Annotated in this window: 16 protein-coding genes; 7 read left to right on the top strand and 9 right to left on the bottom strand. The window is 65.6% G+C overall.

Annotated elements, in window-relative coordinates:
• The first annotated feature begins 60 nt into the window (after window positions 1–60).
• Entirely contained in the window at window positions 61–936 is an 876-nt protein-coding gene (locus tag NTCA1_RS03630; RefSeq protein WP_159828463.1) for an LOG family protein, read from the top strand.
• A gap of 183 nt (window positions 937–1,119) precedes the next feature.
• Here NTCA1_RS03630 and thiD read toward each other — a convergent pair whose 3' ends face one another.
• From thiD to NTCA1_RS03605, 5 genes are all read right to left on the bottom strand, one after another.
• Window positions 1,120–1,869: a bifunctional hydroxymethylpyrimidine kinase/phosphomethylpyrimidine kinase gene (gene thiD / locus NTCA1_RS03625; protein WP_159828460.1), complete on the bottom strand. Its 750-nt coding sequence runs from the start codon at window positions 1,867–1,869 to the stop codon at window positions 1,120–1,122.
• 256 nt (window positions 1,870–2,125) lie between these two features.
• A complete protein-coding gene (locus tag NTCA1_RS03620; protein WP_086492625.1) occupies window positions 2,126–2,353 on the bottom strand; it encodes a DUF1272 domain-containing protein in 228 nt (75 codons plus the stop codon).
• Window positions 2,353–3,693: a phosphoglucosamine mutase gene (glmM, locus tag NTCA1_RS03615; protein WP_159828457.1), complete on the bottom strand. Its 1,341-nt coding sequence runs from the start codon at window positions 3,691–3,693 to the stop codon at window positions 2,353–2,355. The genes NTCA1_RS03620 and glmM overlap by 1 nt, the downstream gene beginning before the upstream one ends.
• Before the next feature lie 159 nt (window positions 3,694–3,852).
• Complete coding sequence (locus tag NTCA1_RS03610) at window positions 3,853–4,257, bottom strand: hypothetical protein (protein ID WP_159828454.1); 405 nt, start codon at window positions 4,255–4,257, stop codon at window positions 3,853–3,855.
• A 9-nt stretch (window positions 4,258–4,266) separates the two neighbouring features.
• Entirely contained in the window at window positions 4,267–4,875 is a 609-nt protein-coding gene (locus NTCA1_RS03605) for an HNH endonuclease (protein ID WP_086492622.1), read from the bottom strand.
• Between the two features lie 239 nt (window positions 4,876–5,114).
• On the opposite strand from NTCA1_RS03605, the gene gluQRS reads away from it, so the two are divergent.
• From gluQRS to NTCA1_RS03580, 5 genes are all read left to right on the top strand, one after another.
• Window positions 5,115–5,987, top strand: a complete 873-nt coding sequence (gene gluQRS / locus NTCA1_RS03600) for a tRNA glutamyl-Q(34) synthetase GluQRS (protein ID WP_159828451.1) — start codon at window positions 5,115–5,117, stop codon at window positions 5,985–5,987.
• A complete protein-coding gene (locus tag NTCA1_RS03595) occupies window positions 5,984–6,217 on the top strand; it encodes an HIG1 domain-containing protein (RefSeq protein WP_159828448.1) in 234 nt (77 codons plus the stop codon). The genes gluQRS and NTCA1_RS03595 overlap by 4 nt, the downstream gene beginning before the upstream one ends.
• Window positions 6,218–6,227: 10 nt before the next feature.
• On the top strand, window positions 6,228–6,797 hold the full coding sequence (locus NTCA1_RS03590; RefSeq protein ID WP_159828445.1) for a cob(I)yrinic acid a,c-diamide adenosyltransferase: 570 nt from the start codon (window positions 6,228–6,230) through the stop codon (window positions 6,795–6,797).
• Window positions 6,798–6,873: 76 nt separating this feature from the next.
• Window positions 6,874–7,743 (top strand): 3-hydroxyacyl-CoA dehydrogenase family protein, encoded by an 870-nt coding sequence (locus NTCA1_RS03585; RefSeq protein WP_201282409.1) that lies wholly within the window; start codon window positions 6,874–6,876, stop codon window positions 7,741–7,743.
• 79 nt (window positions 7,744–7,822) lie between these two features.
• Window positions 7,823–8,143, top strand: a complete 321-nt coding sequence (locus tag NTCA1_RS03580; RefSeq protein ID WP_086492617.1) for a hypothetical protein — start codon at window positions 7,823–7,825, stop codon at window positions 8,141–8,143.
• A 3-nt stretch (window positions 8,144–8,146) separates the two neighbouring features.
• On the opposite strand, the gene NTCA1_RS03575 is transcribed toward NTCA1_RS03580, so the two are convergent.
• Window positions 8,147–8,287 (bottom strand): hypothetical protein, encoded by a 141-nt coding sequence (locus NTCA1_RS03575; protein ID WP_236549085.1) that lies wholly within the window; start codon window positions 8,285–8,287, stop codon window positions 8,147–8,149.
• Between the two features lie 90 nt (window positions 8,288–8,377).
• A complete protein-coding gene (gene mutS / locus NTCA1_RS03570; RefSeq protein WP_159828945.1) occupies window positions 8,378–10,975 on the bottom strand; it encodes a DNA mismatch repair protein MutS in 2,598 nt (865 codons plus the stop codon).
• A 150-nt stretch (window positions 10,976–11,125) separates the two neighbouring features.
• Here mutS and NTCA1_RS03565 point away from each other — a divergent pair, with 150 nt between their 5' ends.
• Entirely contained in the window at window positions 11,126–13,387 is a 2,262-nt protein-coding gene (locus tag NTCA1_RS03565) for an NADP-dependent malic enzyme (RefSeq protein ID WP_159828436.1), read from the top strand.
• Window positions 13,388–13,621: 234 nt separating this feature from the next.
• Here the strand turns inward: NTCA1_RS03565 and NTCA1_RS03560 are convergent, their stop codons facing one another.
• Both NTCA1_RS03560 and ctrA read right to left on the bottom strand, forming a co-directional pair.
• Window positions 13,622–14,338: a tRNA (guanosine(46)-N(7))-methyltransferase TrmB gene (locus NTCA1_RS03560; protein WP_086492614.1), complete on the bottom strand. Its 717-nt coding sequence runs from the start codon at window positions 14,336–14,338 to the stop codon at window positions 13,622–13,624.
• 118 nt (window positions 14,339–14,456) lie between these two features.
• The gene (ctrA, locus tag NTCA1_RS03555; RefSeq protein ID WP_021233000.1) at window positions 14,457–15,152 is read right to left on the bottom strand and encodes a response regulator transcription factor CtrA; all 696 of its coding nucleotides are present in this window, start codon (window positions 15,150–15,152) and stop codon (window positions 14,457–14,459) included.
• Between the last annotated feature and the right edge of the window lie 161 nt (window positions 15,153–15,313).

Genomic DNA, 15,313 nt, shown 5'->3' with positions numbered 1-15,313 from the left:
CGTAAGGAACTTAAATCCTTACCCCTCGACGCCGCGCCTCCGAGCGGCCATGGAATGCAGATGACCGAAAAAGAAGACAAGAAAGTAACCAACCGCCGTTTCTACAAGGCGGAGCAGGAAGCCACCTTCGCCGATGCGCAGGAAGGCACCATCCAGACCCAGAACCCGGCCTATCGCCTCGCCTTCCAGGACACCGAATTCCTGCTGCGCGACGAACTACGCCCGGTGCGTTTCCAGCTTGAGCTGCTCAAGACGGAAATGCTGCTGGAAGAGGCCAATATCGGCTCGACCATGGTGATGTACGGCTCGGCCCGCATCCCCGCGCCGGACCAGTGCGACGATGTGCTCGCCCGCGCCAAGACCGACGAAGAAAAGAAGGTTGCCGAACGCCTCGTCGCCAAGGCGAAATACTACGAGGAAGCCCGCAAGCTCGCCCGCCTCGCCAGCCAGTGCTCGGTGGTGGAAAAGGGCATGCGCCAGTTCGTGGTCTGCTCGGGCGGCGGGCCCTCGATCATGGAAGCGGCCAATCGCGGTGCGAGCGAAGTGGGCGCGGAATCGCTGGGCCTCAACATCGTGCTGCCGCATGAGCAGGCACCCAACCTCTTCGTCACGCCGCGGCTCTCGTTCCAGTTCCACTACTTCGCCCTGCGCAAGATGCACTTCCTGCTGCGCGCCCGCGCGGTGGCGGTGTTCCCCGGCGGCTTCGGCACGTTCGACGAGTTCTTCGAACTGCTCACCCTGATCCAGACCGGCAAGATGAAGCCGCTGCCGATCCTGCTCTACGGCAAGGAATTCTGGGAACGCGTGGTCAACTTCGAGGCCTTGGCCGAGGAAGGCGTGATCAACGCCGCCGACCTCAAGCTGTTCCACTGGTGCGAAACCGCCGAGGAAGGCTGGAAAGTGGTGCAGAAGTTCTACGACCTGGACTGCTGCTGAGGGTTTGGGGAGTGGGCTGCGGCCTGCTCCCTTCCTGCCCCCAAGCCATCACATGACACATCGTCATCCTGAACTTGTTTCAGGATCCATTTCGCCGATCAGACCGACGGTCTCGGCTGCGCGATGGATCCTGAAACAAGTTCAGGATGACGTGTGTTCTGGTTGATAGCTTGGGGAACAAATCTACCCCCGAACGTGGTGCCCCAGCGGCCCATGCCCCGCGCCGAAGCCGGGTGCATTGAGCAGCGCCGCGCGCACATAATCTCGCGCGCCGACAATCGCCGCTTCCAGCCCGGCACCCTGCCCCATGAAGGTGGCGATGGCGCTGGAAAACGTGCAGCCCGTCCCGTGGGTATGGCGCGTATCGATGCGCGGTGCCGTCCAGGACAGCGGCAGTTCGCCGGGCCGCAGCAACCGATCTTCCACGATCGGACCTTCGGCATCGCCGCCCTTGGCGATGTAGGCGACACCGCGCGCCGCCATCGCTCCGTCCCCGCCCAGCGCCGCCAGCTCCGGCACATTCGGCGTGGTCAGCGTGGCGACGGCCATCAAGCGCTCGAATGCCTCGACCGTCGCCGCGTCGGCCAGAACCGAGCCGCTGGTGGAAATCATCACCGGGTCGAACACTACCGGCACGCCCAGCCCGGCAATGCGGTCCGCCACGACATGGGCGATCTCGGGACTGCCGAGCATGCCGATCTTCACCGCGTCCACGCCGATGTCGCCGAGGCAGGCATCGATCTGCGCCGCCACCATCTCCGGCGAGAGCGCCACCACGTCCGTCACCCCGCAGGTATTCTGCGCGGTGATCGCGGTGATCGCGGTCATGGCATAGCCGCCCAGCATCACGATGGTCTTGATATCGGCCTGAATACCGGCGCCGCCCGAACTGTCGGAACCGGCGATGGAGAGGATGCGGGGCGGTGTGATCATGGCGCTCCCTTGCCGTCTGGTTGGGGCGGTGTCGAGAGAAGAGAAAAGGGAAGTCCTGGGGGATGATCCCCCAGACCCTCTAAATGTAAACGCTGCGCGCCGCCTGTCCGTCGTGCGCTCCCTGCGGCGCAGCCATTAAGTCTCCCGACGCCACCATGAGCGCACAACGGCGTTGGCGCGCGTGACCTAGACGGTATCGGGGGTGCAGGGGGCGAAGTTTATCCTGAGCTTCGCCGAAGGGCTCCCCTGCTTAATTCTACCCCTTGAACCTGCGCTCTTTCGAAGGCGGCGCAGAATCGAAGTGCCGCTTTGCCCGCGTCGGCCGGTCGAGCAGTTCGCCCCCGCAATTGGGGCAAAGCTCGTCGAGGTCGTCCGCGCATTCCGCGCAGTAGGTGCATTCGAAGCTGCAGATGAAGGCGCCGGGGGCATCGGCCGGGAGGTCGGTGCCGCAGCGTTCGCAGTCGGGGCGCATTTCCAGGGCCATCAGGCGGCAGCCTCTTCCACGGCGGCGCAGATCGAGGCGACGGCGGCCTCAACCTGTCCGGCATCGTCGCCTTCCGCCATGACGCGGATCAGCGGCTCGGTGCCCGAGGCGCGGATGACCAGCCGTCCGCTGCCGTTGAGCGAGGCTTCCGCCTCGGCGATGGCCGTCTTGACGCCTGCCGCCTCCAGCGGCTTCCCGCCCGAGAAGCGCACGTTGCGCAGCAGTTGCGGCACGGGATCGAAAAGGTGGAGCAGTTCGCTCGCCCGCTTGCCCGACTGGACGAGCGCCGCCAGCACCTGGAGCGCGGCCACGGTGCCGTCTCCGGTCGTTGCGTGGTCGAGCAGGATCATGTGCCCGGACTGTTCGCCGCCGACGTTGAAACCGCCCGCGCGCATGCGTTCGAGGACGTGGCGGTCTCCCACCTTGGTCCGTTCGAGCTTCAGCCCCTGCCCTTGCAGATAGCGTTCGAGGCCGAGGTTCGACATGACCGTGGCCACCACGCCGCCGCCGCGCAGGGCGCCGCGCGCGGCAAGCTGGGTGCCGATCAGCGCCATGATCTGGTCGCCGTCCACGGTCTTGCCCTTCTCGTCCACGACAATCAGACGGTCGGCGTCGCCATCGAGGGCGATGCCGATGTCGGCGCCCGAGGAGACCACGGTTTCCTGGAGCAGTTCGACATGGGTGGAGCCGCACTTGGCGTTGATGTTGCGGCCATTGGGCGAGACGCCCACCGCGACGATCTCCGCGCCGAGTTCCCACAGGGCGGAAGGCGCGACCTGATAGGCGGCGCCATTGGCGCAATCGAGCGCGATCTTGAGGCCGTCGAGGCGCACTGCCTCGGGCAGCGAGCGCTTGACGGCGTGGATATAGCGCCCCCCCGCGTCGTCGATGCGGCGGGCACGGCCGATGTCTTCGGATGCAGCGAGCGGGATATCCTGCGCCAGCATGGCCTCGATCGCCAGCTCATCCTCGTCGGAGAGCTTGAAGCCGTCGGGGCCGAACAGCTTGATGCCGTTGTCCTCGTAAGGGTTGTGGCTGGCCGAGATCATCACGCCCACGTCGGCGCGCAGTTCGCGGGTCAGCAGGGCGACCGCCGGGGTCGGCATCGGGCCGAGCAGCACCACGTCCATGCCCACGCTGGTGAAGCCCGCGACCATCGCGTTTTCCAGCATGTAGCCGGACAGGCGCGTGTCCTTGCCGATCACCACGCGGTGGCGGTGCGTGCCGCGCAGGAAGCGGGTGCCGGCCGCCTGGCCGACCTTCATGGCAATGGCGGCGGTCATCGCGCCCTGATTGGTACGGCCGCGAATGCCGTCGGTGCCGAAGAATTGCTTGCTCATGACCTCCCCTTGGAGACTGTCTCGTTAATGCCGGATGATCTTCCGCACCGCTTGCGCGGCTCCCTCGGGCGTTCTCTAGCGGCGCCGCTCGCGAAACGCCATCATGGAAGGAACCGAAAACGGATGCGATATGCCGGAAGTCGGCCCGAATTCGCTACGTCAGAACGGATCGGTGCGAGCCTGCCTGCTTTCGCGCAAATGCCATCCACAGAACATGGCGCTCAGGACGGGCACGGCAAAGGCCTGCCAATAACCCGCGCTTCCCAGCAGTTGATGCCGGGCAAAGGTATAGCTGATAACGATCAGCGCCATTCCCGCGCAAAGAATGCCGATAATGCTGGTGATCGTGTTGCGGCGCATCAGATGAAGCCCCACCGCGGCTGACAAGACGAACAGCGCCGCCGCCACATGCACGGAACTTTCGCCTTGTTCGAACGCGCCGCCGAACGGCAGCACGACTGCCGCGACGAGGTACAAGCAACCCATCAAAAGCGGCGCCACGAGGGCGACGGTTTCCATCGCTCGTCGCGCGAGATCGCCAAGCGGGATTCGAAACGTCTGCATCCCGCCCCCTCAAGCCTCCAGTTCGATGTCCCAGTAGAGCCAGTCGCGCCAGGTTTCGTGGAGGTAGTTCGGGGGGAAGGCCCGGCCGCGTTCCTGGAGTTGCCAGCTGGTCGGCCGGATCGGGGCCACCAGGGGGGGCATGTTCGCCTGCTTGGGGGTGCGGCCGCCCTTCTTGAGGTTGCAGGGCGCGCAGGCGGTGAGGATGTTTTCCCAGCTCGTCCTGCCGCCGAGACGGCGCGGGACGACGTGGTCGAAGGTCAGCTGCTGGGGGGAACCGCAATACTGGCAACTGAACCGGTCGCGCAGGAAGAGGTTGAAGCGGGTGAAGGCGGGGAATTCGGAAGGCCGGACATATTGCCTGAGCGCGATCACCGAGGGGATCTGCATCGACCAGCTGGGCGAGTGGACCACCCGGTCGTAACTGGAAATGATGTCCACCCGTTCGAGACAAATCGCCTTGATCGCGGTCTGCCAGGGCCAGAGACTGAGCGGGTAATAGGAAAGCGGCGTGTAATCCGCATTGAGCACTAGAGCAGGACAGTCCGAAAGACTTCGGGAGGGATCATCCTCCGCGCTGCGGAACCGGGCCGCGCGCTCTATCAGCTCCGACTTGAGCATGGCCTCCTGTCGCAGGCCCTGATTGCGGTTTCATGGCAGCTCATGTGTTTCTTTGCAGCATTTGCGCGAGTCGCCGTCAAGCGGCGCCGGGGTGCGCTCCATACAACAATCCACAGGTTTGCCACAAGGATTCCACAGACGGTCCACAGGCTGCCAACAGTCTGTCCCAACATTACCCAGCTCTTGTCCAGAAGCTTACCCGCTTGCGACCGACGCCCGCCCGGCTAGGAGCGAAGACGATGATCCGCACGCGCTTCGCCCCCAGCCCCAACGGCCCACTTCACCTGGGCCATGCCTATGCGGCCATGGTCGCGCATGATCTGGCCCGCGATAGGGGCGGCGAGTTCCTGCTGCGGATCGAGGACATCGACGGCGAGCGCAGCCGCGCCGAGTTCGTCGAGGAATTCTTCCTCGATCTCGCATGGCTCGGGCTCGTCCGGGATGGGGCCTGGCACGGAGAAGTCCGCTTTCAGTCGCGCCGACTGGAAAGCTATGCCGCGGCGGGCGAGCGCCTGAAGGCCATGGGCCTGCTCTACCCCTGCCGCTGCACTCGCGCCGAGATCGCCGCCGCCGCGACCGCGATGGGCCCGGACGGCCCGGTCTATCCCGGCACCTGCCGCCATCGCCCCGGCACTTCCGAAAGCGTCGATCCTGATGGCGCGGCTTGGCGGCTGGACGTCACGCGCGCGCTCGACCTGACCGGCCCGCTCCAATGGACCGACGAAGCAGCGGGCACGCAGACGGCGGCACCGGAGATATTCGGCGATGTCGTTCTGCTGCGCAAAGACCTGCCGGCAAGCTATCACCTCGCCGCCACGCTCGACGATGCGGAAGACGGCATCACCCTCGTCACGCGCGGCATGGACCTGTTTCCGGCCAGCCATGTCCACCGCCTGCTACAGGCTCTGCTCGGACTGCCGGTGCCGCTCTGGCACCATCACCCGCTGCTGATCGAACCGGACGGCCGCAAGCTCGCCAAGCGGCGCGGCGCGCCCTCGCTCGGCGATCGCAGGCGTGCCGGAGAGGATGGGCCAGCCATCGTGGAGGCGCTCCGCCTAGGCCGCTTCCCGGCTGGCATTTCGCTCTCGGCAGGCGTAGACCAAAAGGCATGAGCACCATTCTCATCCCGATCATCATTATCCTGATGATCCTGGTCGTCGTCAGCCTCGTGCGCGGCATCGTGGCCTTCATGCGGGGCACGAAGGAAGACCTGAACCGCGATCCGGGTTCGACCGAACCGACCGCGAACCAGCTTCTCCAGAACAAGATGATGTTCAACCGCATCAAGTATCAGGCGGCGGCGGTGATCGTCTGCGCCATCCTCCTTGCGATGGCGCGTTAGGGATTCCACCTTGGTAAAGCTCAACAAGATCTACACCCGCACGGGTGACGACGGCACCACGGGCCTCGTCGACGGCTCCCGCCTGCCGAAATACGCGCCGCGCATGGAAGCGATCGGCGCGGTGGACGAGACGAATTGCGCGATCGGCCTTGCCGTCTGCGCGCTTGCCGAAACGTCGCATGGCGCCGTGCTCACGCGCATCCAGAACGACCTGTTCGACCTCGGCGCCGACCTCGCCACGCCCGGCGAGGACTTCACCCCCGGCGAAATGACCCTGCGCATCGTCCCCTCGCAAGTGACATGGCTGGAAAGCGAGATCGACGCGATCAACGCCCATCTCCAGCCGCTACGCAGCTTCATCCTGCCCGGCGGCAGCGAGGCCGCCGCGCGCGTCCACATTGCGCGCGCCTCCGCCCGCAAGGCCGAGCGCGCCGCCGTTGCCATGGCGGCCGAAGTCCCCGCCAACCCGGCCGCGCTCGGCTATCTCAACCGGCTCAGCGACTATCTCTTCGTCCTCGCCCGGGCGGTGAATGCCAATGGCGCCGACGACGTGCTTTGGGTGCCCGGCCAGAATCGTTAGATCTATCGCTAGGTTCCCTTCCCGAAGGCCGGTGATAATCGTTCCGGCACAACGGGATCATCAGAGGAGTTTGGCAGTGCGCAAAGTCGGAATCATCGGCGCGGGCATCATGGGTTCGGGCATCGCCCAAACCGTGGCGAGCAAAGGCATGGACGTGGTCCTGTCCGACATCTCGATCGAAAATGCCGAGAAGGGCAAGGCCGGAATCGCCAAGAGCCTTGCCCGGCTGGTGGCCAAGGAAAAGATCGCGCAGGCAGAGGTCGACGCGCTGCTTCCCCGCATCGCCACCGCAGGTGACTATTCCACGATGGGTGACTGCGATCTCATCATCGAGGCCGCCACCGAGCGCGAGGACATCAAGCTCAAGATCTTCGCCGCCGTGGGCGAAGTTCTGGGTGCGAACGCGATCCTCGCCTCCAACACCAGTTCGATCCCGATCACCCGCATGGCCGCGGCCTCGCCCGATCCGACACGGTTCTGCGGGCTGCACTTCTTCAATCCGGTGCCGGTCATGGGCCTTGTCGAAGTGATCCCCGGCCTTGCGACCTCGGACGAGACGACCGCGCGGATGAAGGCCTTCGGCGAGGCGCTGGGCAAGACCGTGGTGCTGGCGGGCGACGCGCCGGGCTTCGTGGTCAACCGCATCCTCTGCCCGCTGCTCAACGAGGCGATCTTCGTGCTGGGCGAAGGGCTGGCCTCGGTCGAGGATATCGATGCGGGCATGCGCCTGGGCGCCAATCATCCGATGGGCCCGCTGACCCTGGCCGACTTCGTGGGCCTCGACACGCTCTACGAGATCATGAAGGTGTTCCAGGCCACTACCGGCGATCCGAAATACCGGCCCGCGCCGCTGCTCCAGAAATACGTCGAGGCGGGCTGGTATGGCCGCAAGACGGGCCGGGGTTTCTACGACTACTCCGGCGAGGTTCCCGTCCCCTCCCGCTGAGCCCTCCTTTCGGAACGCTTCATACAAGACCGGAACCCGGCGCGCGGCCTAACCGTTAATGCGGCAAAGGAGACCTGCAATGAGCGAACGCCCCGACGACCGCGCCCCGGAAACGGTCAATCCCGAGCAGGAAGACGAAGACACCCAGGCTCAGACTTTCTCGGAAGAAGCGCAAGGCCGCGCCTCCAGCGGCTTCGGCCTCGAGGAGAGCGAGAAAGTGAAGGGCGGCATCGCCGACGAGGACGATATCGAGGATCTGGTCGATCACATGAACCAGATGGATTCGAGCGGCGTGATCGACATGTCGGCCTATCGCGGCGAGGAAACCATGGACGACCTCGAAGACCGCTACGGCAAGGAAAACGCGGCTGACGAGGATTTCGCCGACGACGACAGCTGACACTCAGTTCGCCGCCGAATCCTTCGCCCATGGATTCTTGTGCGAAGGTTTCGCGGCGACTTTGGCTGCCCCGCCCTCGAGCCCTTTATCGTCCTGCGCCGCATCGTCCGGTGCGGGCACCGAGCAATAGGCGGTCAGCAGCATGCTCGCCGACCAGAACAGCGCATGCCAGCGGCTCCTGAAGACATTCCTGATTCCCGGTCCGAACATGCGCCCGGCATAAGCGCGATCCGGTTAAGACTCCGTGCCTGCCTCGCGCTTGAGATCGTAGAGAATCTCCAGCGCATCGCGCGGTGACAGCGCATCGATATCCATATCGCGCAGCTTGTCTCGCAGCACGTCGCACTGTTCCTCCTGCGCTTCCTGCGCCGCCGCGAACAGCGGCAGATCGCCCAGCCCCGCCGCGAGGCCGCCGGTTTCGGCGCGGCCCTTCTCCAGCTTTTCCAGCACCGACTTGGCGCGACTGATGACTTTGGGCGGAACCCCCGCAAGGCGTGCTACGGCAAGGCCATAGCTGCGATCCGCAGGCCCTTCGGCCAGTTCGTGCAGCAGTACCAGATCGCCCTTCCACTCGCGGGCACGCACATGGTGGAGCGACAGCGCCTCGCAGGTTTCGCCCAGCCGCGCCATCTCGTGATAGTGCGTGGCGAACAGGCAGCGGCAGCGGTTTGTCTCGTGGACGGCTTCGGCCACGGCCCAGGCCAGCGCGAGGCCGTCATAGGTCGAAGTGCCGCGCCCCACTTCGTCGAGGATGACGAAGCTGCGCTCGGTCGCTTGCGAGAGGATCGCGGCAGTCTCCACCATCTCCACCATGAAGGTCGAACGCCCGCGCGCGAGATTGTCGGACGCACCGACGCGGCTGAACAGCCGGTCCACCATGCCGATCCGCGCCGACCGGGCGGGCACGAAGCCGCCTGCCTGGGCCAGCAGCACGATCAGCGCATTCTGGCGCAGGAAGGTCGATTTACCGCCCATGTTCGGCCCGCCGATCAGCCAGAGCCGGTCATGGCTCGCCAGACGGCAATCGTTGGCGACGAAGCGCTCACCCTGAACCTTCAGCGCCGCCTCGACCACCGGATGACGACCGCCCTCGATGTCGAGCGAAAGGCCGTCCACCACTTCGGGCCGCGTCCAACCGCCTTCGGCCGCGCGCTCCGCCTGCCCGGCGGCCACGTCGAGACGCGCCAGCGCGGCGGCAGTGCCGGCAATGGCGTGGCGGGCGGCGACCGCCTCGGCCACCAGTTCCTCGAAATGCGCCTCCTCGGCGGCGAGCGCGTGAGCCCCCGCCTCGGTGATGCGGCTCGCTTCCTCATGCAGGGCCAGCGCGTTGAAGCGCATGGCGCCAGCCATCGTCTGGCGGTGCGAGAAGCCGCTGTCGGGCTCCAGCAGCTTGTCGGCATGGCGCTGCGGCACTTCGATAAAGTAGCCGAGCACGTTGTTGTGCTTGATCTTCAGCGCGGCGACGCCGGTCTCCTCGCGGTACTTCGCTTCCAGCGCGGCGATCGCACGGCGGGCATTGCCCGACGTGACGCGCAGTTCGTCGAGCGCGGCGTCGTAGCCTCCGGCGATATAGCCGCCCTGCCCGCGCTCGGTCGGCGGGCTCTCCACCAGCGCCTGCGCGAAATGGTCGGTCAGCGCCGCATGGCCGCCGAGGTGAGGCATCAGCCGCTCCAGCAGCACCGGCAGGCCGTCCATCTGGGCCAGCCGCTCACCGATCCGCCGCGCCCCGGAGAGACCGTCGCGAAGCTGGCCCAGGTCGCGCGGAGAACCGCGCCCCGCCACCACGCGGCCCAGCGCGCGGCCCACATCCGGTAGCGCCCGCAGCGCCGCGCGCATGTCTTCGCGCAGCAGGGCATCGTCGTGGAGCCATTCGACCAGTTCCAGCCGCTCGGCAATGGCATGGCGGTCCATCAGCGGGGCAGAGAGGTCTTCCGCAAGCTGGCGCGCGCCGGCGCCGGTGACGCAGCGGTCGATCGCCTCGACCAGACTGCCCTTGCGCCCGCCCTGCGACGATTCGAGAATTTCCAGGCTGGCGCGGGTCGCCTCGTCCATCGCCAGCGCCGCATCGCTGCTGCGCGCCTCGGGCGGCAGCAGCAGCGGCAGCTTGCCGCGCCCAACATGGTCGAGATAGGCGATGAGGCCGCCCGCCGCTGCCAGCATGGCGCGCGTGAACGTGCCGAAGCCGTCGAGCGTCGCAACGCCGTGGACCAGCTTCAATCGCTCATCGCCGCCATCGGAGGAGAACTCATGCGCGGAACGCGGGATCGCACCGTCTGGCGCCAGTTCCCAGCCTTCCGGCACGACCAGCTCGCTCGCGCCCAGACGCGCCAGCGCGGCGCCCAGCCGCTCGGGCGGGCACTCTTCCAGCACCATCTGCCCGGTGGAGATGTCGCAGGCGGCAATGCCGACCACGCCGCGCAGATCGCAGGCCGCCGCCAGCACATTGGCGCGGCGCGGCTCCAGCAACGATTCCTCAGTGAGCGTGCCCGCCGTGACGAAGCGCACGATATCGCGCGCCACCAGCGCCTTGGATGCCCTGCCTTCCTTTCGGGCGCGCTCCTTGGCCTCGGCGGGCGTTTCGGTCTGCTCGGCTATGGCCACGCGGCAACCGGCCTTGATCAGGCGGGCGAGGTAGCCCTCCGCCGCATGGACCGGCACCCCGCACATCGGAATCGGCTGGCCGCCATGTTCGCCGCGCGTGGTGAGTGCAATATCGAGCACCTGGCTTGCGATTTTCGCATCCTCGAAGAACAGCTCGAAGAAGTCGCCCATCCGGTAGAACAACAGGCAGTCCCCGGCCACCTCGCGCAGGGCAAGGTACTGGGCCATCATCGGGGTCACGCCCGCCTTGTCAGAATGTCCGCTCATGGCATCGAGCGTTAGCGCCGCCGCCCCCTTTTAGGGAAGCGCGGACACGGTGCCTTTCCCCTATCGCGTCGCGATAACATTCGTTAGGGCCACTCCCAAATCGGGAGAAATCGCTTGTCCGAAAAGTCCAAGGTCCAGTTCACCGAGCGCGAGGCGCTGTTCTATCACAACACGATCCGCCCCGGTAAGATCGAGATCATTGCGTCAAAGCCCATGGCCACGCAACGCGACCTCAGCCTTGCCTATTCGCCGGGCGTCGCCGTTCCGGTCCAGGCGATCGCCGACGATCCCGCCACCGCCTATGATTACACCGCCAAGGGCAACCTCGTTGCGGTGATCTCGAACGGCACCGCGATCCTGGGCATGGGCAACCTCGGCGCCCTTGCCTCGAAGCCGGTGATGGAAGGCAAGGCGGTGCTGTTCAAGCGCTTCGCCGACGTCGATTCCATCGACATCGAGCTGGCCAGCGAGGACACCGAGGCCCTGATCGAGGCCATCGCCATGATGGAACCCAGCTTCGGCGGCATCAACCTCGAAGACATCAAGGCGCCCGAGTGCTTCATCATCGAGCAGGCGCTGCGCGAACGCATGAACATCCCGGTCATGCATGACGACCAGCACGGCACTGCGATCATCGCCGCTGCCGGTCTCATCAACGCCTGCCTAATCACCGGCCGCAAGCTGGACGAGATCAAAGTCGTGGTGAACGGCGCCGGCGCCTCGGCACTGGCCTGCACCGCGCTGATCAAGTCGATGGGCGTGCGCCACGAGAACGTGCTGGTCTGCGACACCAAGGGCGTGATCTATCCGGGCCGCGAGCGGGTGGACCAGTTCAAGTCCGCCCATGCGGTCAAGACCGACAGGCGCACGCTGACCGAAGCGCTGGTCGGCGCGGACGTCGTTCTCGGCCTCTCGGCCAAGGGCGCGATCACGCCCGAGATGGTCAAGTCCATGGCCCCCCAGCCGATCATCTTCGCCATGGCCAACCCGGACCCGGAAATCACCCCGCCCGAAGCCAAGGCCGTGCGCCCCGACGCCATCGTCGCCACCGGCCGTTCGGACTATCCGAACCAGGTCAACAACGTGCTGGGCTTCCCCTTCATTTTCCGCGGCGCGCTGGACGTTTCGGCCACCGCGATCAACGAAGAGATGAAGATCGCCGCCGCCAAGGCGATTGCCGAACTGGCGCGCGAGCAGGTCCATGAAGACGTTGCCGCCGCCTATGGCGAGACGCAGCAGTTCGGCCGCGACTACATCATCCCGGCCCCGTTCGATCCGCGCCTGATGGAAGTCGTCTCGATGGCCGTCGCCAAGGCGGCAATGGATTCGGGCGTCGCCACCCGCCCCATCGAGGATTTCGAGGCCTACCGCGACCAGCTCAAGGCCCGCCTAAACCCCACCACTTCGGTGCTCACCCGCGTCTACGAGCAGGTCCGCGCCAATCCCAAGCGCATGATCTTCGCGGAAGCGGACAACGAAGTCGTCCTGCGCGCGGCGATCCAGTACCGCGACTTCGGCTACGGCGAACCGATCCTGGTCGGCCGCACCCAGGTCATTCTCGACAAGATGGCGGAACTCGGCGTCGCCGATCCCGAGAGCTACCATATCGAGAACTCGATGGTCTCCGATCACGTCGCGCCGATGGTGGAGATGCTCTACGAGCGCCTCAAGCGCCGCGGCTTCCTGCAGCGCGACGTGCAGCGCATGGTCAATACCGACCGCAACATCTTCGCCTCCGGCCTGCTCAAGCTGGGCGTGGGCGATGCGATGGTGACCGGCATGACCCGCCCCTTCGCACAGTCCATCAAGGAAGTGCGCCGCGTGCTCGACCCGGCCGAGGGCAAGCTCGCTTTCGGCATTCACCTGCTGGTCGGCAAGAACCACACGGTGTTCATGGCCGACACCACGATCAACGAGCGCCCCACCGCCGAGCAGCTCGTGGTGATCGCCAAGGAAACCGCCGCCGTCGCCCGCCGCCTGGGCCATGAGCCGCGCGTCGCCTTCCTCAGCTACTCCACCTTCGGCAACCCCTCGGGCAAGTGGCTGGAGCAGACCCGCGAGGCGATCCGCATCCTCGACGAGCAGCAGGTGGACTTCGAGTACGAGGGCGAGATGGCCCCCGACGCCGCGCTGAACCCGAAGATCATGAAGCTCTATCCGTTCAGCCGCCTGTCGGCTCCGGCGAACGTGCTGATCATGCCGGGGCTTCAGTCGGCCAATATCTCGGCCAAGCTGCTCAAGGAGATCGGCGGCACGACCTCGATCGGGCCGATGCTGCTGGGCGCGGAGAAGCCGGTGCAGATCGTGCCGATGACCGCGCTGGCGCCGGACGTGCTGACGCTGGCGGTGCTGGCGGCGGCGGGGATCGCCGGGTAAATGAAAAAGGGGCGCTCCGGTCAACCGGGGCGCCCCTTTTCAGGCATGCCGTGTCTGAAAAGACCGTCGTAGAAAGACCGTCGTCCCGGACTTGATCCGGGACCGCTGGCAAGTCTTTAGGCGGAACCTGGCAGAAGAGCGCCTGCCGGGCCTAGCCGCAAACGTGGGCCGTTCACCGCCAGCGGTCCCGGATCAGGTCCGGGACGACGTCATTGCCGGGACATCATCCTCGCCTCACTTCCGCCGATAGCGGAAATACCAGACCTCATGCCCATAAACGGTGCGCGCTTTGGTTTCGTAGCGCGTTTCCGGCCAGCCGCCGGGACGGACCTGGAAGTCCTGCGGCTTGTCGCAGAGCCATTCGAACTGGTCGGTATGGCGCTGCATGACCATCAGTGCATGACGCAAGTAGATGTCGTGGTCGGTGCCGAAGCGGAACTCGCCGCCGGGCTTGAGCTTGGCCGCGAACATGTCCACCGGGCCGTCGTTCATCATGCGCCGCTTGGCATGGCGCGCCTTGGGCCAGGGGTCCGGGTGCAGCAGGTAGAGGAACGAGAGCGATGCGTCGGGAATCCGCGCGAGCACTTCCAGCGCATCGCCGTGATGGATGCGCACATTGGCGAGCGGCGGGCTGGCGCCGTTGTCGCCCGCCACATGAGTCAGCGCCTGGGCGACGCCGTTGATGAAAGGCTCGGCACCGATGAAGCCGTGGCTCGGCAGCATGTCGGCCCGGCCTGCCATGTGCTCGCCGCCGCCGAAACCGATCTCGAAATGCATCGGGCGATCGTCGCCGAACAGCAGCGCGGACGTGACCGGGCCTTCGAGAGGAACCGCGATCTGCGGCAGCAGGTTGTCGACCAGAGCCTGCTGGCCCGCGCGCAGGGGCTTGCCCTTGGCGCGGCCGTAGAGGCGGTTGAGCGTGGTCGGATCGCCGGATTTGTGAGCCGTCATGGCGGCGGCCACTGACACCGATGCCCGGCAAGGTCAACGCCGCCCTTTATCCGTCACCAAAACGAAACGGCCCACCCCAAGGGGGCAGGCCGTTCCATGCAAGCTGCTTGTGCGCGGTTCAGGCGACTTCCTGAAGCTCGTCCGGGTCGCGCAGCACATAGCCGCGGCCCCATACGGTCTCGATGTAGTTGGCGCCGCCGCAGGCATGGGCCAGCTTCTTCCGCAGCTTGCAGATGAAGACGTCGATGATCTTCAGTTCCGGTTCGTCCATGCCGCCGTAGAGGTGGTTGAGGAACATTTCCTTGGTCAGCGTGGTGCCCTTGCGCAGCGAGAGCAGCTCCAGCATCGCATATTCCTTGCCGGTCAGGTGCACGCGGGCGCTGTCGACCTCGACGGTCTTGGCGTCGAGGTTCACCACCAGCTTGCCGGTGCGGATGACCGACTGCGAATGGCCCTTCGAACGGCGGACGACGGCGTGGATACGCGCGATCAGTTCCTCGCGGTGGAAAGGCTTGGTCACATAGTCGTCGGCGCCAAAGCCGAACGAGCGGACCTTCGAATCCATTTCGGAGATACCCGAGAGAATCAGAACCGGCGTCTGAACCTTGGCGACGCGCAGCTTCTTCAGCACGTCGTACCCGTGCATGTCGGGCAGGTTGAGATCGAGCAGGATGATATCGTAATCGTAGAGCTTGCCGAGATCGAGGCCTTCTTCACCGAGGTCGGTGGAGTAGACGTTGAAGCCTTCGGCGGTCAGCATGAGTTCGATGGCCCGCGCAGTAGTCGGTTCATCCTCGATCAGCAGCACTCGCATCGGAAATTCCCTTTCGCCCCCCGTTCCGACGCTATCCCCAGCCGGAACGGATATTTCCCTGTATTAACCATAGGAGCAATGAAGGTTAAAGGTTAATTTGCCGTAAATTCGGGTGCATGGACGTTTTCGGGGGCACAGGAATCCTGCGGGCGTTAGGATTA

Source organism: Novosphingobium sp. TCA1, from assembly GCF_009811895.1.
Classification (GTDB): Bacteria; Pseudomonadota; Alphaproteobacteria; order Sphingomonadales; family Sphingomonadaceae; genus Novosphingobium; species Novosphingobium panipatense_A.
Note: the sequence above shows the minus strand (reverse complement) of the source record. Positions and strands in the feature narration are given on the sequence as shown.

Bases quoted from the DNA above. Each gene is read 5' to 3' on its own strand.
- NTCA1_RS03630 (WP_159828463.1), top strand. From the start codon at position 61: ATGACCGAAAAAGAAGACAAGAAAGTAACCAACCGCCGTTTCTACAAG.
- thiD (WP_159828460.1), bottom strand. From the start codon at position 1,869: ATGATCACACCGCCCCGCATCCTCTCCATCGCCGGTTCCGACAGTTCG.
- NTCA1_RS03620 (WP_086492625.1), bottom strand. From the start codon at position 2,353: ATGGCCCTGGAAATGCGCCCCGACTGCGAACGCTGCGGCACCGACCTC.
- glmM (WP_159828457.1), bottom strand. From the start codon at position 3,693: ATGAGCAAGCAATTCTTCGGCACCGACGGCATTCGCGGCCGTACCAAT.
- NTCA1_RS03610 (WP_159828454.1), bottom strand. From the start codon at position 4,257: ATGCAGACGTTTCGAATCCCGCTTGGCGATCTCGCGCGACGAGCGATG.
- NTCA1_RS03605 (WP_086492622.1), bottom strand. From the start codon at position 4,875: ATGCTCAAGTCGGAGCTGATAGAGCGCGCGGCCCGGTTCCGCAGCGCG.
- gluQRS (WP_159828451.1), top strand. From the start codon at position 5,115: ATGATCCGCACGCGCTTCGCCCCCAGCCCCAACGGCCCACTTCACCTG.
- NTCA1_RS03595 (WP_159828448.1), top strand. From the start codon at position 5,984: ATGAGCACCATTCTCATCCCGATCATCATTATCCTGATGATCCTGGTC.
- NTCA1_RS03580 (WP_086492617.1), top strand. From the start codon at position 7,823: ATGAGCGAACGCCCCGACGACCGCGCCCCGGAAACGGTCAATCCCGAG.
- NTCA1_RS03575 (WP_236549085.1), bottom strand. From the start codon at position 8,287: ATGCTGCTGACCGCCTATTGCTCGGTGCCCGCACCGGACGATGCGGCG.
- mutS (WP_159828945.1), bottom strand. From the start codon at position 10,975: ATGATGGCCCAGTACCTTGCCCTGCGCGAGGTGGCCGGGGACTGCCTG.
- NTCA1_RS03560 (WP_086492614.1), bottom strand. From the start codon at position 14,338: ATGACGGCTCACAAATCCGGCGATCCGACCACGCTCAACCGCCTCTAC.
- ctrA (WP_021233000.1), bottom strand. From the start codon at position 15,152: ATGCGAGTGCTGCTGATCGAGGATGAACCGACTACTGCGCGGGCCATC.